General features: G+C 51.8%; 15 protein-coding genes. 9 read left to right on the top strand and 6 right to left on the bottom strand.

Features of this window, described 5'->3' with window-relative positions:
* Nucleotides 1-153: 153 nt before the first annotated feature.
* The 5 genes from DBY68_RS04050 (at nt 154) to DBY68_RS04030 (ending at nt 2,957) form a co-directional block, all read left to right on the top strand.
* Nucleotides 154-483, top strand: a complete 330-nt coding sequence (locus DBY68_RS04050; protein ID WP_108474397.1) for a hypothetical protein — start codon at nt 154-156, stop codon at nt 481-483.
* A gap of 252 nt (nt 484-735) precedes the next feature.
* Nucleotides 736-1,014, top strand: coding sequence for a DUF1471 domain-containing protein (locus tag DBY68_RS04045; protein ID WP_015964590.1), 279 nt, complete (start codon nt 736-738; stop codon nt 1,012-1,014).
* A gap of 182 nt (nt 1,015-1,196) precedes the next feature.
* A complete protein-coding gene (locus DBY68_RS04040; protein WP_108474119.1) occupies nt 1,197-2,342 on the top strand; it encodes a transglutaminase family protein in 1,146 nt (381 codons plus the stop codon).
* On the top strand, nt 2,320-2,676 hold the full coding sequence (locus DBY68_RS04035; RefSeq protein ID WP_229837647.1) for a hypothetical protein: 357 nt from the start codon (nt 2,320-2,322) through the stop codon (nt 2,674-2,676). Before DBY68_RS04040 ends, DBY68_RS04035 begins: the two co-directional genes overlap by 23 nt.
* Nucleotides 2,673-2,957: a heavy metal-associated domain-containing protein gene (locus DBY68_RS04030; protein ID WP_108474121.1), complete on the top strand. Its 285-nt coding sequence runs from the start codon at nt 2,673-2,675 to the stop codon at nt 2,955-2,957. Before DBY68_RS04035 ends, DBY68_RS04030 begins: the two co-directional genes overlap by 4 nt.
* A gap of 343 nt (nt 2,958-3,300) precedes the next feature.
* On the opposite strand, the gene ompC is transcribed toward DBY68_RS04030, so the two are convergent.
* Complete coding sequence (gene ompC / locus DBY68_RS04025; protein WP_108474122.1) at nt 3,301-4,470, bottom strand: porin OmpC; 1,170 nt, start codon at nt 4,468-4,470, stop codon at nt 3,301-3,303.
* A 341-nt stretch (nt 4,471-4,811) separates the two neighbouring features.
* Nucleotides 4,812-8,339 carry a pyruvate:ferredoxin (flavodoxin) oxidoreductase gene (nifJ, locus tag DBY68_RS04020; RefSeq protein ID WP_108474123.1) on the bottom strand — a complete coding sequence of 1,176 codons (3,528 nt, stop codon included), beginning with the start codon at nt 8,337-8,339 and terminating at the stop codon, nt 4,812-4,814.
* Between the two features lie 325 nt (nt 8,340-8,664).
* Here nifJ and DBY68_RS04015 point away from each other — a divergent pair, with 325 nt between their 5' ends.
* Nucleotides 8,665-8,931 carry a DUF333 domain-containing protein gene (locus tag DBY68_RS04015; RefSeq protein WP_015964583.1) on the top strand — a complete coding sequence of 89 codons (267 nt, stop codon included), beginning with the start codon at nt 8,665-8,667 and terminating at the stop codon, nt 8,929-8,931.
* Between the two features lie 5 nt (nt 8,932-8,936).
* Here the strand turns inward: DBY68_RS04015 and hslJ are convergent, their stop codons facing one another.
* The 4 genes from hslJ to DBY68_RS03995 form a co-directional block, all read right to left on the bottom strand.
* Nucleotides 8,937-9,380: a heat shock protein HslJ gene (gene hslJ / locus DBY68_RS04010; protein ID WP_108474124.1), complete on the bottom strand. Its 444-nt coding sequence runs from the start codon at nt 9,378-9,380 to the stop codon at nt 8,937-8,939.
* Nucleotides 9,381-9,524: 144 nt separating this feature from the next.
* The gene (gene ugpC, locus DBY68_RS04005; protein WP_108474125.1) at nt 9,525-10,595 is read right to left on the bottom strand and encodes a sn-glycerol-3-phosphate ABC transporter ATP-binding protein UgpC; all 1,071 of its coding nucleotides are present in this window, start codon (nt 10,593-10,595) and stop codon (nt 9,525-9,527) included.
* On the bottom strand, nt 10,592-11,980 hold the full coding sequence (locus DBY68_RS04000; protein ID WP_108474126.1) for a phosphomannomutase CpsG: 1,389 nt from the start codon (nt 11,978-11,980) through the stop codon (nt 10,592-10,594). Before DBY68_RS04000 ends, ugpC begins: the two co-directional genes overlap by 4 nt.
* A gap of 27 nt (nt 11,981-12,007) precedes the next feature.
* Entirely contained in the window at nt 12,008-13,063 is a 1,056-nt protein-coding gene (locus DBY68_RS03995) for a LacI family DNA-binding transcriptional regulator (RefSeq protein ID WP_108474127.1), read from the bottom strand.
* Between the two features lie 218 nt (nt 13,064-13,281).
* Here DBY68_RS03995 and DBY68_RS03990 point away from each other — a divergent pair, with 218 nt between their 5' ends.
* Genes DBY68_RS03990 through DBY68_RS03980 form a run of 3 tightly spaced genes read left to right on the top strand, consistent with a single transcriptional unit; the run spans nt 13,282 to nt 16,260 of the window.
* On the top strand, nt 13,282-14,556 hold the full coding sequence (locus tag DBY68_RS03990; RefSeq protein WP_108474398.1) for an ABC transporter substrate-binding protein: 1,275 nt from the start codon (nt 13,282-13,284) through the stop codon (nt 14,554-14,556).
* Between the two features lie 9 nt (nt 14,557-14,565).
* A complete protein-coding gene (locus DBY68_RS03985; protein ID WP_108474128.1) occupies nt 14,566-15,432 on the top strand; it encodes a sugar ABC transporter permease in 867 nt (288 codons plus the stop codon).
* Nucleotides 15,433-16,260, top strand: coding sequence for a carbohydrate ABC transporter permease (locus tag DBY68_RS03980; RefSeq protein WP_108474129.1), 828 nt, complete (start codon nt 15,433-15,435; stop codon nt 16,258-16,260). It abuts the gene before it with no gap.
* The last annotated feature ends 3 nt before the right edge of the window (nt 16,261-16,263 follow it).

Here is a 16,263-nt window from a genome sequence, read left to right as displayed (position 1 = left end):
GAAGCACTATGGGAAAGGTTTATAGTCATGAACCTGTTTTCCTGGAGCAGTAACTTTATAAATTCCTAAAATCATACAAAAATCCGATTTATTTAAACGACTTAGCCGGAAGCCATGGTAATGTTCGTTTTTTATCGAGATGGAATTCATAAAATGAAGAAAATTTTTCTTTGTGTATTAGGGGCATTAGCTCTCTCTGGCTGTGCCACTAAACAATATCCTCAGGTTCCCTCCGTCACGTCTGAAGAGTCGAGTCTGATGACCTGCGATGATGTTAAGCTGGAGATAGCCAAAACCCGTAGCCTGCAGCGCGAGATTGAGATCACGGGTGATTTTGATGAGCGAACGATCCTTGGTGCGATTGGCGATCTGGGAATTGGTAACGGTATAGCGAAAAGTGATGCCCAGGAGAAAGTCGCGCGCCGTCTGCAACAGTTGCAGTCACTTGAAACGGTAAAATGTCACTCGCTCATTAACTACTAGTAGCGATTATCCTGCCCAACCTGCGCTAAGCCGATGCGCAGGTTCAAACCTCCTGATCCTGTCTTTCGTAATAGGTCGCCCAGTTAGCTGTTGCTTTTGAGATGAACGAGGTTAATGCATTCGTTCCGAGCAAGGGTAAATTAACGATTAATTTATACAATGTTTATAAAATGTTTCGATATCGCATTGATTATCTGAAATTTGGCTTATACTGTTACAGGCTAAGACAAAACGTTAACAGGAGAGTATGCGATGAAAAAAGTATTGTTAGGGACAATGGCTGCGTTATCTATGGTGGCATTTAGTACTTCTGCAGCAGATCTGATCTCCAAGGATGAAGCCCATCACTTTAAGCTGGAATACATTGGTAACGTTTCAGTAGGGGCAACCAATGGACAGGTTTCTTCTCCGTCCGATCTGCACAAAAAGCTGTCCGAACTGGCGGATAAAAAAGGCGGAAAATATTACGTGATCATCGCGGCACGTGAGCATGGCCCTAACTTTGAAGCCGTTGCTGAAGTCTTTAAGTAAAAACTTAAGCACTCGTTATTGATAAGGCTCGCTTCGGCGGGTCTTTTTTGTATTTTAAGGCGGTTAACGCAATATGCATGTAACTGGATGTTGTCGAGTGGGCCGTGTCGCCGCATAATAACGCCGACCTCCGCAGGTGCGGGGTTAAGTTCGAGCTTTTACTCGCGACTGAAGGAATTGTAATGGAACGGCGTAATTTTCTAAAAAGCGCAGCCGCACTCTCCACGCTGGGTCTTGTCAGCCCGGTCTTCTCCGAAAGCAAACAGGTTGCTCAACCTGCCGTTATCTCCTCTGGCAAAGCCCGCCGTTTCGTGATGACGCAAACCTATAGCCTTAAAGCGCCGAAAGGATCTGAAGGGGTGGTTAATTTGTGGATCCCGGTGCCAGAAGATACCGCCTTCCAGCAGTTACTCGATCTCTCCTTCAGTGGTAATTATCAGAAAGCAACACTCAATGCCAACAACCGCTACGGCGCGAAAATGTTGTTTGTGACCTGGGCTGATTCTAAAGGCGCGCTGGATATTAAGGTCGAAATGACCATTGAAACCCGCGACTGGGAAGTGCTTAAAGAGAATAAACTGGCAGACTGGCAGTTGCCTGAAAGCGATGCGGTTATTCCGGATGAAATTAAGCCATTCCTGCAGGCGACGGCCCATATTCCGGTGGATGGTCTGGTGAAAGAGACTGCGTTAAAAATTATCGGTGAGGAAAAAGCACCGATAAAACAGGCTCGCCTGATCCACGATTGGGTCAGCACCCATATGCATCGTGACGATGCGGTGATCGGCTGCGGTACCGGCGATGTCGGTGAAATTCTGAAAACCAATAAACTGGGCGGGAAATGTACGGATATTAACTCCGTGTTTGTCGCGCTGTGCCGCTCGGTCGGTATTCCGGCGCGTGAGATGTTTGGTATTCGTCTGGGGTCGAGCGTGAAGCTCGATAACTATTCGAAAAAAGCCTTCGGTAGCGCTGATGCTCAGGGCGTAGCGAAAGTAAGCGGGGGGCAGCACTGCCGCGCCATGTTCTGGCTGGCAGGCTTCGGTTGGGTACCCGCAGATCCGGCTGATGTGACCAAAATGCGTCTTACCGAGAAAAAAGAGAATGGTGACCCGGCGGTAAAAGCGGTTAACGATTATCTGTTCGGCAACTGGGAGATGAATTGGGTTGGCTTTAACCACGCCCGCGATTTCGCGCTATTCCCGGCGTCTGAACAAGGTGACATCAACAACCTTGGCTACCCGTATGCGGAAGTGGACGGCGACCCGCTGAACTTCTACGACCCTGCGCTTTTCAGCTATGACTATGTCAGCGTCGAACAGCATTAAGGGCGGGCTGGTTACGCTTCTGGCGGCGGTTATCGCCGCCGGAGCGTCAACGCTGTGCTGCATCGGGCCGCTGTTGTATCTGGTTTTTGGCATTTCGGCTGCCGGGTTGATAGGCATTCCCGGCGCAACCTGGCTTCAGATCCCTATGCTGCTGCTGTCGCTCGGCCTGATGGCGCGTGGTTTCTGGCGTTTATATCTGTCCCCGAAGCCTATCTGCGTAAGCGTAGTCAGCCGTCGGGTGCTGGTGTGGCTGTACTGGTTGTCGGTGCCGTTGGTACTGGCTTTGCTCACGTATCCGTATGTGCTGCCCTGGATTTGGGAGATGATGGAATGAAAAAGTTACTGTGCATCGCGCTGTTACTGGCCGCGCCCGTAAGCTGGGCGGGAGATAAGCTGGTAACCATCGATGTGGGTGAAATGAACTGTTCGCTGTGCGTGATTTCCATTAATCAGGCATTACGTAGCACCGACGGTGTGATTAAAGCGAAAGCCTCGTTGAAAACGCGTCAGGCGCTGGTGACGGTGCCTGATAACTTTGATAATCAGCGACTGCTCGCGGCGATAGCGAAAACCGGTTTTAAAGGCGAAATAAATAACGTCGCTGAAGTGCAATAAAACTGGCTGGCGAGCCGGATCATAACGGGCTCGCCACGATAACGCTGATTTCATTTGTTTACTGAATATATTCTATTTTCGACTTACCGGTGCCATGATCTCTTTTAGGCGTTCATAGCGTTGCTCTGGCGTTAAATAGAATACCAAAAAATAATGTTTAATTTTGGGTTCCTGTAGCCATCGCTTTTTCATAATCTGTAGGTATGATTCGACGGTTTTCATCTTGCCCCTCCTGTCGTGTTATAAAAAATATAACCTGCAAAAAGGTGAAGAAAAACTGACGGGTTGAAATGAAAAGTTCCGGGTTTAGAAAATACCCGCCGTTTCCAGCGGGTAAATATTATCAGAACTGATACACCAGGCCGACACCGACCACGTCGTCGGTAGAGATACCGTTGCTGGTGTAGAACGCGTCGTCTTCATCCAGCAGGTTGATTTTATAATCAACGTAGGTAGACATGTTTTTGTTGAAGAAGTAGGTCATACCCACATCGGCGTATTTGACCAGATCTTTATCACCCACGCCGTTGGTGGTTTGCAGGTCTTTCCCTTTAGACATCAGGAAGGAAACGGCCGGGCGCAGACCGAAGTCGAACTGGTACTGCGCGGTCACTTCGAAGTTCTGCGTTTTGTCTGCAATACCGCCGCCATTATCGCTGCTGGTGCTGCCGTATGGGGTCATGTTACGGGTTTCAGAATACATGGTCGCCAGATAGATATTGTTGGCGTCATATTTCATACCCACCGTCCACGCGTCGGCTTTATCGCCGCCAGCATAGGCGCTATTTGCCGGGATGCCTGCGTTAACCTGGTCATTGGTACGGTCAGAAGAGGCGTAGGCGGCACCAACGCTAAAGTCCATGCCAATATTGTAGGTAGATGCCAGACCCCAGCCGTCGCCGTTCTCGTTACGGATGTTGCGGCCATTGCTATTACCCGTTCCTTCGTTGGAACCACAGTAATATTCTTTGCAGTTATTGCCTTCGTTATTGCCCTGATACTGCAGCGCAAAGTTCAGGCCATCAACCAGACCAAAGAAGTCGCTGTTGCGGTAAGTGGCCACGCCATTGGCGCGGTTGGTCATAAAGTTATCCGCTTTCGAATAGGAGTCGCCGCCAAATTCCGGCAGCATATCTGTCCAGCCTTCAATGTCGTACAGGACACCGTAGTTACGGCCATAATCGAAGGAACCGTATTCACCAAACTTCAGGCCCGCGAAGGCCAGACGCGTCCAGGACTGATCGCTGCTGGACTCAGTATTGTTCGCCTGAACGTTATATTCCCATTGACCATAGCCGGTCAGCATATCGTTAATCTGCGTTTCGCCTTTGAAACCCAGACGCACATAGCTCATATCACCATCGCTGTTGGTGTCATCAGAGAAATAATGCAGACCATCCACTTTGCCATAAAGATCTAATTTGTTGCCATCTTTGTTATAAATTTCTGCTGCGTGAGCGGCGCCTGCGCAAAGAAGTGCAGGGATGACAAGGGCCAGTACTTTTCTTTTCATTTAATTATTCCTTTAGATTGTTTTTATACACTCGATTCCCATCAGGGAACTTACGCATGCTAATTGAGTCAAAGAAGAGATGGTAAAAAACAATTGTTACGGAATAAGTAAAATCTCAAGAATATAATTCCTGTGAAACAGTAATAATTATGGTGAATATATTCATTAAATATATATAAAATAAAAATTATACAATGCAGTATTTTCGCAGTAAGATGCAGCCGTTATATGCCTTTATTGTCACACACTGATTGATTAACGTGTGCCGTTTTTATTTTCGTCTTTATAAAAGACAAGCCCGAATAACTATTCGGGCTTTTTTTTACGGATTGAGAAAAAACTTATTCCCCGGCTGTCGGTTTTTCTGCTTTACCCGCCAGCATCGCCAGGAAGTCATAGCGTTTTTGCAGATCGTCTGCCGCATCCTTCCAGAGCTGTTCTGCCACTTCCGGTTGCTGCGTGTTAAGACGACGGAAGCGCTGCTCATTCATCAGCGTTTCATCCAGCGCTGCTGATGGCGGGCGAGAATCGAGCATCAGCGGGATTTTCCCTTCATCGGCACGACGCGGGTCGAACCGGAACAGCGGCCAGAAGCCAGATGCGGTTAACTGACGCATCTGATCGTGACTCAGTGCCAGGTCGTAACCATGCTCTTCACACGGGCTGTAGGCGATAATCAGCGATGGGCCAGGATACGACTCCGCTTCCTGGATGGCTTTCACCGTCTGGTTAAGCTGCGCGCCCAGCGAAATCTGCGCGACATAAACGTGACCGTACATCATCATGCTGACGCCAAGGTCTTTGCGTGCTTTGCGCTTCCCGTGTTCACCAAATTTCGTGACTGCGCCGAGCGGGGTGGCTTTCGATGCCTGACCGCCGGTGTTGGAGTAACATTGGGTATCCAGCACCAAAATATTGACGTTTTCGGTCAGGCTCATCACGTGATCCAGACCGCCAAAGCCAATATCGTACGCCCAGCCGTCGCCGCCAATCAGCCACACCGATTTCTCGACCAGCGCATCGGCATCCGTCAGCAACTCTTGCGCGCCATCGACATTGGCCAGTGCCGCGCGAAGCTGTGCGACCTGTTCCCGGCGAATTTCCGGCGTGGCATCGGAGTGCAGCGCCGCATTCAATTCTGCCGGAATGTGCTCTGCAAAGCCGTCCAGCAGACGCATCACGCGCTGGCGATGTTGATCGACCGTCAGGCGGAAGCCAAGACCGAATTCGGCGTTATCCTCAAACAGTGAGTTCGCCCATGCCGGGCCGCGACCATTAATATCGGTGGTATACGGCGTAGAGGGCAGGTTCCCGCCGTAAATGGAAGAACACCCGGTGGCGTTGGCAATCAGCATACGGTCGCCATACAGTTGGGTGAGTAACTTGATATACGGCGTCTCACCGCAGCCGGAACAGGCACCGGAGTATTCGAACAGCGGGGTGATCAACTGTGACGTACGGATATCGATACGTTCCAGTTTACTACGGTCGATTTCTGGCAAGCCGAGGAAGAAGTCGTAGTTCACTTTCTCTTCTTCCACATGTTCCAGACGTGACATCATATTGATAGCTTTGATGTCCGGGTTCTGACGGTCTTTGGCCGGGCACACTTCGACGCACAGATTACAGCCGGTGCAATCTTCCGGCGCAACCTGCAGAACATACTTCTGACCGCGCATATCGCGGGATTTCACATCCAGAGAGTGCAGGGAGGCAGGGGCGTTTTCCATTGCGTCCGGGGAGACCACTTTGGCGCGGATTGCCGAGTGAGGGCAGGCAGCGACGCAGTGGTTGCACTGGGTACAGAGTTCCTCTTTCCAGATTGGGATCTCTTCGGCAATGTTGCGTTTTTCCCATTTCGTTGTGCCTACCGGCCAGGTGCCATCCGGCGGCAGCGCAGAGACGGGCAGGGCATCGCCCAGCCCCGCCAGCATCGCGGCGGTGACGGTTTTCACAAAATCAGGCGCGGCGTCGGAAACGACCGGTGGCCGGTTCGGGCTGCTGGCGACGACCGGCTCCAGCGGCACCGCAAACAGCGATTCGCGGGCCAGCGCCAGCGCCTGCCAGTTACGCTCAACCAGATCCTGGCCTTTGCTGCTGTAGCTTTTGGCAATCGCGCCCTGCAATTCCATAATCGCGCTATCGCCCGGCAGGATTTGTGTCAGATGGAAGAACGCCATCTGCATCACCGTGTTAATACGCGCGGCCAGGCCGCATTCACGGGCGATTTTCGCAGCGTTAATCACGTAAAAACGTGCTTTTTTCTGATTCAGCACCGCCTGTACTTCCTGCGGCAGCCGCGCCCATACTTCATCCGCCTGATACGGTGTATTGAGCAGGAAAATACCGCCAGGTTTGAGGCGTTCCGCCATCTGGTACTTATCAATAAACTGGAGCTGGTGGCAGCCGACAAAATCGGCCTGAGCGACCAGATAAGCTGAACGAATCGGTTCCTCGCTGACGCGCAAATGTGACACGGTCAGGCCGCCCGCTTTTTTCGAGTCGTAGACGAAATAACCCTGCGCGAACCACGGCGTCGAGTTACCGATAATCTTGATATTGTTTTTCGTCGCCGACACGCTACCGTCGCTGCCGAGACCATAGAAAAGGGCTTCCAGCTTCGCGCGCGACGGCAGACTGTTTTCTTGCAGCGCCAGAGACAGATTAGTCACGTCATCATAAATCCCGACGGTGAAGCGTGGTTTCGGTTTCGCCTGGCTGAGCTCGCTGAATATAGCCAGCACGCATTCCGGGCCGAACTCTTTCGAGGAAAGGCCGTAGCGGCCACCGATGACGCGCGGCAGCGTTTCGCGCTCGCCCTGATTAAAGGCTTCCGCCAGCGCGGTCATTACGTCGAGATAGAGCGGTTCGGCCTGTGCGCCGGGCTCTTTCGTGCGATCGAGCACTGCCACGCTGCGTGCGCTTTCCGGCAGAGCCTGTAACAGGTGTCGCGCGGAAAAAGGACGGTAGAGGCGCACCTTGAGCACGCCCACTTTCTCACCGCGCGTCAGCAGTTCATCGACCACCTCTTCGCAGGTGCCGATGGCGGAACCCATAATCACAATGACGCGTTCCGCCTGCGGGTGGCCGTAGTATTCAAACGGTTTGTACTCGCGTCCGGTCGCCTCGGCGAAATCGCGCATGGCTTGCTCGACGTGCTCATAAACAGCGTTGTACCACGGGTTAGTGGCTTCGCGAGACTGGAAATAGGTGTCCGGGTTGGCCGATGTACCACGGATAACCGGATGTTCCGGGTTCAGCGCCCGGGCGCGGTGCGCGGCAATTTCTTCCTCTGGCATCAGCCCACGAATGGTGTCATCGGCCAGCGGTACGATTTTGTTAATTTCGTGCGACGTCCGGAATCCATCGAAGAAATGAATAAACGGAATGCGGCTCTTCAGCGTGGCAATATGGGAAATCAGCGCGAAATCCTGCGCTTCCTGTACGCTACCGGCGCACAGCATGGCGCACCCGGTCTGGCGAACGGCCATCACGTCAGAGTGATCGCCAAAAATAGAGAGCGCGTGAGTGGCGACGGTACGCGCGGCGACGTGCAGTACAAACGGCGTTAACTGCCCGGCCAGTTTGTACAATGTTGGAATCATCAACAGTAATCCCTGCGATGACGTGAAAGAGGTGGAAAGAGCACCGGTTTGTAATGCACCGTGCACCGCGCCGATGGCCCCGGCTTCCGACTGCATCTCTACCACGCGAGGCGTATCGCCCCATACGTTTTTCAGGCCGTTGCCTGCCCAGGCGTCAGCCTGCTCAGCCATCGTGGAACTGGGTGTAATGGGGTAAATCGCGATAACTTCGCTGGTGCGAAACGCGACGCTCGCTACTGCGCCATTACCATCAACTGTGATCATTGAGAACACCTTACATTGCGCAAAAAGACGCTCGGGGAAAAATCCGCGAACCTGATAAACATCATTCTGAACGTCATAAAGCCAACAAAAATCCGCGACGTTACTGGGGATGATTTCTTATAAAGTCTAGCAAACGTCAGGCTGAATCATTTTTGCTTTTGTGTCCTTGATGCGGGTCAGTGACCCACATCAGATGATTCTGGTCATAAAAATTGACAGAAAATGTTTCTGGAGCGCATAAATGCGCGTTCCCTCTCTCGACGGGCCGGCGTGTGATGCCTATTATGCATAGGTTTGCTAATTATTTTGTTACGGAGAGAGACACATGCGAGCAGCGTTTTTCGTGGGGTGTGCGGCCTTATTATTGTCGGCGTGCAGCAGTGAGCCCGTTCAGCAGGCTACCGCCGCACACGTTTCGCCAGGGATGAGAGCGGCAATGTCCAATTCTGGGCAGGCTAATTGCGCCATGATTGGCGGGTCACTTTCTGTGGCAAGACAGCTCGACGGTTCCAGTATCGGCATGTGCGCATTACCTAACGGGAAACGTTGCAGCGAGCAATCCCTCGCCGTCGGAAGCTGTGGAAATTACTAACCCGGTTAATTCACCAGGTCAGACAGTTTATAAATCAGCGTGTGCTGCGCCGTGGCCAGGGTCAATTGCGACTCGGTCAAATCAACCTGTGCGCCTTGTGAAAGCATGGTGCTGATCGTTTTATCCAGTTCATTAAGCTCGGGGTCGGTGCAGAGCTTGCGTGTCATCGCCAGTTCTTTCACTTTCAACTCACCACCGTCGGACACGCGTCCCGTGCCGTTGAACTGGTTACACATATTGCCGGAAACGTGCAGTTGATGGATGATGGCCGTTTCCTGGCCGAAACTGAGTTCCAGCGGCGTTTTAACGTTGGTTAAGGCTTTTCCATCCACGCTTTCCAGTACGAAACGGTGGTGCTGAAGCTGTTCTGCGCTTGTTGAGACTTTGCTGTTGTAGACACATCCCGCCAGCAGTGCAACGGCTGCTACCAGGCAGACCTTTCTTTTCATTAGTATCCCCGAGAGATTATTCACACTATCAATGTTTCTTGAGTGTAACTTTACAACCAACAGCGTCTGTGGGGATTATCTGAAAGTGCTTAGGGGAAATCTTATGCGAGCATCGTTAATATCGGATACTCGCATCGAAATGCTTTAACGTTCTGCGACTCTTTTCCCTAGTGCATCAAAGAGATGCAGATGTGATTCCTGTACGGTAAGCGATAAGCTTGTACCCGGTGCGAAGCTCAACTGCTGGAATGATTTCAGACAAAGTGAATGTCCGTTAAGATCCATCCACACCAGGGTAGAGTCGCCCTGAAGCTCACAAAGCCGTGTTTTTGCCGTTATGGCGAAATCACCTTCCTGCTGATACTGAATGTGTTCCGGGCGAATGGCGACGAATACTTTATCGCCGTCGCTCATGCCTGCCAGTGGGCGGGAGAGGGGGAAAGTCAGCGCGTCGGCAATATGCAGCGCGCCAGCCCGCCAGACCGCAGGCAAGATATTGATTTTCGGCGTGCCGATAAACTCCGCGACAAACAGGTTTGCCGGATGATTGTAGAGATCCAGCGGCGTACCGACCTGCTCAATTTTCCCTTTATACAACACCACAATCCGGTCAGCGAGGGTCATGGCTTCGACCTGATCGTGGGTCACATAGATCATGGTGTTTTTCAGCGTGTTATGCAGTTGCTGGATCTCTTGTCGCATCTCAACGCGCAGGGCGGCATCCAGGTTAGAGAGCGGTTCATCAAACAGAAACAGTTCAGGCTGCTGGACAATTGAGCGGCCAATTGCCACGCGCTGGCGCTGGCCGCCGGACAAATTTTGCGGTAAACGGTCGAGCATTTCATCGAGCTTAAGCATAGTCGCCGCATGGGTGATGCGCTTGTCGATTTCATCGGCTGGCGTGCGTAAGTTGCGTAACCCAAACGAGAGGTTTTCCTTCACAGTCATGTGCGGATAAAGCGCGTAGGACTGAAATACCATCGACAGATTTCGCTTCCCGGCAGCCACTTCAGTGACATCGCGATCGCCCATTTTTAGCGTACCGCCATCTGGCGATTCCAGCCCGGCAATCATGCGCAGAAGGGTGGATTTCCCACATCCCGACGGCCCCACCAGAACGATGAATTCCCCGGAAGCGATCTCCAGAGAAAGGTTCTCAATAATGGTGCTCTTATCATAAACCTTGTGAATGTTTTTAAGACTCAGCGCGGTCATTGGCTCTCCTTAACTTTTCCATATGCGGCAATCAACGTGAGAAGTTCGTCTGTTTTATCAGCCAGTAAGACGCCATCCGCGCGCGTTTCCACATTCAGTCGCAGCAACGGCTCGGTATTCGATGCACGTAAATTAAAGCGCCAGTTGGCGAAATCGAGGCTCAGACCGTCGCAGTCGTCGTGCTGCGCGGCTTGAGATTGGTAATGCGCAGCCACGCAGGCCATCACATATTCCGGATCGGTAACGGTCATGTTCAGCTCGCCGGAAACCGGAAAACGCGCCTGCGCCAGCGTCACTAAAGAGGAAAGGGAGCACGTATCCCGGCCGATAATTTGTAACATCAGCAGCAACGGGATCATGCCGCTGTCGCAGTAGCCAAAATCACGGAAATAGTGATGGCCGCTCATCTCGCCGCCATAGATAGCATCTTCCTCGCGCATACGCGCTTTGATAAAGGCATGACCGGTTTTGCTGATAATCGGTTTTCCGCCACGCTGCGTGACCATTTCCAGGGTATTCCAGGTCAGACGCGGATCGAGAAGGATGGTGCCTCCCGACGCCTGCTGGAGAAAATGTTCGGCGAACAAGCCCACCAGGTAGTAGCTCTCAACAAATTCTCCGCGCTCGTCAAAGAAGAAGCAGCGGTCAAAATCACCGTCCCAGGCGACGCCAAAATCAGCGCGATGGTTGATGACGGCCTGGCGGGTCACCTCGCGGTTTTCAGCCAGCATCGGGTTAGGAATACCCGCCGGGAAGGTGCCATCGGGCTGATGGTGGATGCGGATAAACTCCACGTTGATACCGCGCGATTTCAACCCGGCGTCCAGCGCATCCAACGCCGGGCCAGCGGTACCGTGCCCCGCATTCACCACAATGCGTAACGGGCGCACCGGCGCGTGGTGCATAAAGCGCAGCAGACAGGCGACCCATGCCGGGCGATTATCGTAGTGAATCACCTGGCCGCGATGAACGGTGGGGGGAAAGTGATTCTGTTCGGCGAGGGCTTTAACGTCCAGCAGGCCATTATCATTGCTGACCGGACGCGCCTCTTCGCGCACCAGCTTCATGCCGTTATAGTGAGCCGGGTTGTGGCTGGCGGTGACCTGTATACCGCCGTCGGCACGGAGTTCACGGGTGGCGAAGTAGATTTCCTCGGTACCGCTCAGACCAATATCAATAACATCAACGCCGCTGGCTGTGAGCCCGTCGATCAGTGCGCTTTTCAGGCTTTCAGAGCTCAGGCGGATATCGGCGCCAACAACCACCCGCCGTGGATGTAGCCACGCGGCCCAGGCGCGACCAATGCGAAAGGCGATATCCGGGGTCAGGTTGACGCCCACTTCGCCACGAATGTCATAGGCTTTAAAACACGTTAGTTCGTCCATAATCTACTCTTCGGTTTAACTAAAATTTCAGGCCGATTCCCGGATAACGAGCTGCCTTGGCAGTTCATGGTGGGTGACGGGCCCGGTGCTCAAAAGCAGTTCCACGGCGATTTCGCCTTTACGCTCGGCATCCTGCGCGATAGTGGTAAGCCCTACGCCATCGACATTGACCGCCAGGTTATCGAAGCCGGTAACGGCGACCTGATCTGGCACCGCCAACCCGGCCCGGTGGCAATAGCGAATCGCGCCGACGGCAAAACGGTCTGAAAGGCAAATCAGTGCGGTGATATCGGGGTGGGGGGTCAGCAGCGCCTGGGCGGCGGCTTCGCCGTGATCCTCATCGTGGCGGGTTTCATACAGCCAACAGCGATCGACATCGATGCCATGAGCGAGAAAGGCGTCACGGCACGCATTAACGCGAGTGAGCATCAGGGTGTTATCACCGATAACGGCTTCACTGAGCGATCGCATTCCGAGGGTATCGGCCTGCGAGGCGAAGGCGATAATGCCAAAGCGCCGATGCCCTTTGCTTAACAGATAGTTGGCGATGTCGTGCATCGCGCCTGCGTTATCGATGGAGACGCTGCTGTAGCCTGGAAACTGGAAATCGAGTGTCACCACGCGCTGACCGCGAGCCAGAATTTGCTGGATAACATCCGCGCTGTTGTGGGTGGCATTGAGGATATAGCCATCGACCAGCGCCGTGAGCGGCGTTGTTCCGGTTTGTCGCGGTTTGCGCAGGGGAATCAACGCCAGATTGACGTCCTGCGCTTCGCAGCGCGAGGCAATGCCGCGCATCAACGCAATATCATGGGGATCGATAAACACATAGCTCATTGAATCGTTAAAAATCACACCAATGGTGTTGGCTTTCCCGGTACGCAGTGCGCGCGCCAGTTTGTCCGGCCCCTGAAAACCTATTTCGCTGGCATAACGTAAAATATGATCGCGTAATTCTGGCGACAGCTTTTCCGGGTTATTCCATGCATTAGAGACGGTGGTGTGCGACACGCCTAATATTGTCGCTAAAGATTTAATCGTAATGCGTGGTGTCACTGTGTTATCACGTGGATTTATTTTCATTTAATAATCTATATTTCTTGTTTATATATTCTTGCGTTCTATGTATTTGTCTTTTTTAAATGCAACTGGCGCTGAGTTTAACGTTAAACAAAAATCGTTTTGTGATGTGTTTAACGTTAAACAGAAAAACAGAGTGCTAATTTACGCCTCATTCAAAATCAGCTTTTACGATTTAATTGTCCTTTCTAGGGAAGAGGAGAGATATTGTGAAGACCGCGATGATGGCTAAATTAACGGCGTCAGCATTGCTGATGTTGTCATTATCTGGCTGTGGGCCAGATGAAAAACCAGCGGAAGAATCAGCGAAAACACCGATTAAAATGTGGGTGGCACCGAATGAAAATGAAGAAGCATTCTGGAATACGATGGTAAAAGAGTGGAATAAAGATCCGGCTCATACTCCTGTCGAGTTTACAACTATTCCTGCGGCAAATAGTTCCGAAGAAGCCATTATGAATGCGTTGGCTTCAGGAACGGAACCCGATTTATCCAGCAATATATTTATCGGTTTTGCCAGCCAGCTTGATGAAATTGGTCAAACGGAAGATCTGTCAAAAATGCCGGGCTATGAAGAACTCATCAAAAATCGTCAAATGACGAATATTCTTCCGGCATGGAAACTCAACGGCAAACAGACGGTACTGCCGATTTACGTCAACCCGATTGTCTGGTGGTGGCGTGGCGATTTGCTCAAGCAGTATGGTTTTGACCATGTGCCAACCCGCTACGACGAACTCTATCAACTGGCGGAAAAACGCGCGCAGGATAACCACGGCTACACCATTCAACTCACTGCCGGTAAAAACTGGTGGGAACGCTGGTTCGATCTCATCCCGCTGTACTATGCGCAAAGCAATGGCCAATCTTATATTATTGATAATAAAGCTCAGTTTAACGATCCCTCCGGGTTGTCCGTGCTGACGTTTATGGGAAAAGTCTTCGACAGTAAATGGAGCAGCTACGACTTCACCTCGGCGGACGATCCGCTGGCAAGCGGGCAGGTACTGGCTTCTGCGCGTGGCCCGTGGGATCTCGCGCGCTACCGTAAACAGTACCCGGAAGTCCTCAAATCCATTCAGATTGGCCCGATGCTGACGGAAAAAGGGACTGCGCATCCGCATACCTTCGGCGACAGTAAAGGGATGGTTATCTTCAATTCCAGTAAGCATAAAGCTGAAGCCTGGGCGTTTATGCAGTGGGTGTTCAGCAACGTCGAGCACGATCGTACCTGGCTTGAACTGACCGGGATGCCGCCGGCTCGCGCCGACCTGCTCAGCAATCCGACTTTTGTCAGCTACTTCGACAAAAATCCGCTGGAAAAAGAGATTGCGTCCTATGTGGATGTTGCGCTACCGCCGGTTGCCACCACGCAAACCACCGAAGTTCAGCGCAGCATGACGCAGATGCTGGAACAGGTTATTTTCGAAAATACCGATCCCGTTAAAGCACTTGAACAATCATCCCAGGAAATTAACACCCTGCTGGCGAAATAAGGGGAAGTCATGGCTGGATATGATTCCCGCACCGGAGGCCTTTTGGCCTCCACCTGGATTGGATATTCGCTGTTATTCTGGTTTTATCCGCTGGCCTGGCTGGCGGTTCTCAGCGTGACCCAGTGGCAATTTATTGGTACGCCGAAATTTATTGGCCTGCAAAATCTCTTTGGCGTGATGCAGGATAAATTATTTTGGCAATCGATGTGGAACGTCTGTCGTTTCCTGATGTGGTATCTGCCGATTGTATTTATCTCTTCCATGCTTTTCGCCGCGGGGTTGAAAAGAATTAAATATGGCAAATCATTTATTGCCCTGAGCTTTTTGTTGGCAAATATCTCATCGGGTGTGGCTTACTCCATCGTTTTTTCTAAATTGTTTAGTGAATACGGCCCGGTAAATCAATTTTTACGTGAATGGGCGGGCGTCTCGGTTCCGTGGTTTACCAACCCGGATTGTGCGATGTTATCTATTGCGCTGATCGTGACCTGGAAATTTGTCGGCTACTACGGGCTTATTCTTTATTCCGGCATGCTGGCAATTCCAAAAGATATTTACAGTGCGGCACTGTTAGATAAAACCGGAAAATTCAAACAGAGTTGGGCAATTACGTTACCGATGATGAATGCGCAAATCGTGATGGTCGTGGTGCTCGCCATGACCGTCGCCTTCGCCATTTTTACCGAACCCTACCTGATTACCGGTGGCGGGCCGCTTAACAGCACCACCAGCCCGATGGTAGTGATGTACGAAGTGGCGTTCCAGAAGATGAAGCCCACCTGGGCGGCGACCATGTCGATTATCGTGGCGGCGTGCAGCTTCCTGGCGATATGGCTCTTCCGCAAACTGTACGAAAAAAATATTGAGATCGTGTGAATGAAAAAGCTCACGCCTTTGAGTCTTGTAATCCACGCCGTGATGTTTCTGCTGGCGCTTACCTGGCTCTATCCATTTGTCTGGATGGTCATTTCGTCGCTGAAACCGACGGCGGAAATCTATACCACCGGGCTGTTCTCCGGCCATTTAACGCTGGAAAATTACACCTTTCTGTTTGATAACAGCAATCGTGCGGATAAGCCGTTCTTACGCACGTTATGCAACTCGCTGTTCGTCTCAATAACCATTACCGCCTGCGTGACAATCACCTCCATGCTGGTGGGCTATGCGGTGGCGAAAACCGAGTTTCGTGGCAAAAATGCATTCCGTAACCTGTTGATTGTACAGATGGTGTTCCCGGTCTTTATGTTCATCATCCCGCAGTTTGTGCTGATGCGGGAACTGGGCCTTATCAACAGCTATAGCGCGATGATCCTGCCTTACGCCATGAGCGCGTGGGGGATTTTCATGGTGTCACAAAGCTTTAAAGGGACGCCAAACGATTATCTCTACGCCGCACGCCTCGACCACGCCAGCCTGTGGGGGATCCTGCGTCACGTGATGATGCCGCTGAACAAATCCATTCTGGCGATCGTGGCATTGTTCACTTTTTCCAGCTCGTGGGACAACTTCCTGTGGCCACTTATCGTGATGCGCGAAGTGGACAAAATGCCGTTCTCCGTGCTGCTGGCAACATTCAGTAAATCGTATGGTGTTTACCTCGGCCCGGTGCTCGCGGGGTCGGTCGTGCAAATGTTGCCTGTCGTCATTCTGTTTATTGTGTTTCGCAAATACTTCCTCGAAGGAATGTCGTTGTCACTGAAATAGGGC

Origin of the sequence: Pseudocitrobacter sp. RIT415, from assembly GCF_003057695.2 — a bacterium.
Taxonomy (GTDB): domain Bacteria; phylum Pseudomonadota; class Gammaproteobacteria; order Enterobacterales; family Enterobacteriaceae; genus Pseudocitrobacter; species Pseudocitrobacter faecalis.
The sequence above is the reverse complement of the archived record's forward strand: the minus strand, read 5'-3'. Positions and strand labels throughout refer to the sequence as shown.